The sequence below is a fragment of the uncultured Pontibacter sp. genome, assembly GCF_947502515.1.
Lineage (GTDB): Bacteria > Bacteroidota > Bacteroidia > Cytophagales > Hymenobacteraceae > Pontibacter.
The window spans coordinates 1-1,525 of sequence record NZ_CANNAI010000018.1 but is presented as its reverse complement, the minus strand read 5'-3'; the positions used below and the strand labels follow the sequence as shown (position 1 = coordinate 1,525).

The window sequence follows — 1,525 nt, the reverse complement described above, 5'->3', positions numbered from 1 at the left end:
CAGCGGTCGTAGTAGGTAGCGGCAACGAGCCGGGAAGAACCCGGAGGCCTCACAGGCTACTCAAGGACCAAACGTTAAGTTTTCCCAAATTCGGCAGGGAGGCTTTAGCCAGCCCTGCCTTAAGCGGGAGAAGAGATTAACAGTATTGTAGTACAGGCAGAGATGATAGAGAAGGTACTCCACCGGGGCAACATGCTCAAAGCATACCAACAGGTGCTGGCCAACAAAGGCGCAGCAGGTGTGGACGGTATGTCTGTGCATGGGCTGGCCGCGCACCTGAGAGAAAACAGGGACGCCATCGCCACCGACATCTGCAACGGCAGGTACCTGCCACAGCCCATCCTAGGGGTGGAAATACCCAAAAGTAACGGCAAGACCCGACTGCTGGGCGTTCCCACCGTCACCGACCGGGTGCTGCAACAGGCGGTAAACCAGGTGCTCACTCCGCTCTTTGAACTGGAGTTCAGAGAGCACAGCTACGGTTTCCGCCCCAACCGCAACGCCCACCAGGCCCTGCAGCAGGCGCACCGCTACATCCACGAGGGCTATCAGCACATCGTGGACATTGACCTTGCCAACTTCTTTGACGAGGTGGACCACTGCCTGCTGCTGCAGCTGCTCTACCGGAAGGTAAAGTGCCCGCTTACCCTGCGCCTGATCCGCAAATGGCTACGGGCTCCCATTCTTATCAAAGGGAGACTGGTCAAACGCAGGAAAGGCGTGCCGCAGGGAAGCCCGCTCTCTCCGTTGCTCTCCAACGTCCTGCTCCACGAGCTGGACAAGGAACTGGAGCGGCAGGAGCTGCGCTACGTGCGCTACGCCGATGACTTCAGCGTCTACACCCAAAGTGAAGATACTGCCCGAAAGGTAGGCAACGCCGTGTTCCTGTTCCTGCGGGACAGGCTGCGCCTGCCCATCAACAGGGAGAAGAGCGGTGTCCGCAGGCCGGTGGACTTTCAAATCCTGGGTCACGGCTTTGTGCCCACCTACAGGAAAGGCGACAAGGGCAAATACCAGATGGTGGTGGCAAAGAAGGGCTGGGACAGGCTAAAGCAGAAGCTGAAGGCCATCACCCGCAAAACCACACCCTGCTCTTTTGAGGAGCGTATCCGGGAACTGAAAGAGGCCCAAAGAGGCTGGGTCCACTACTTCCGCCTGGCCAGTATCCAGGGCAAGCTCAAAGAAGTGGACAGCTGGATACGAAATCGGCTCCGGCACTGTATCTGGCATGACTGGAAGAAGCCTGAACGGAAAAGGAAGAACCTGATCCGGCTGGGTGTCCCCAAGGGTCAGGCCTACGCCTGGAGCAGGACCAGGAAAGGGGGCTGGGCGGTGGCTCAAAGCCCGATGCTGATCACAACAGTAACGGTGAAAAGGCTTGTTCGCAAGGGGTATGAATCATTGCTCGACTACTACAGGAAAGTAGCTCCACAATTTAACGAACCGCTGTATGCGAGACCCGCTTGTACAGTGGTGTGAGAGGCGCACCCCGTCAGCTAACGCTGACGGGGCCGTCTACTCGATT

Annotated in this window: 1 protein-coding gene; it reads left to right on the top strand. The window is 57.9% G+C overall.

Annotated elements, in window-relative coordinates:
* Window positions 1-162 precede the first annotated feature (162 nt).
* Window positions 163-1,479 carry a group II intron reverse transcriptase/maturase gene (ltrA, locus tag Q1A54_RS20290; protein ID WP_299991866.1) on the top strand — a complete coding sequence of 439 codons (1,317 nt, stop codon included), beginning with the start codon at window positions 163-165 and terminating at the stop codon, window positions 1,477-1,479.
* Window positions 1,480-1,525: the final 46 nt, after the last annotated feature.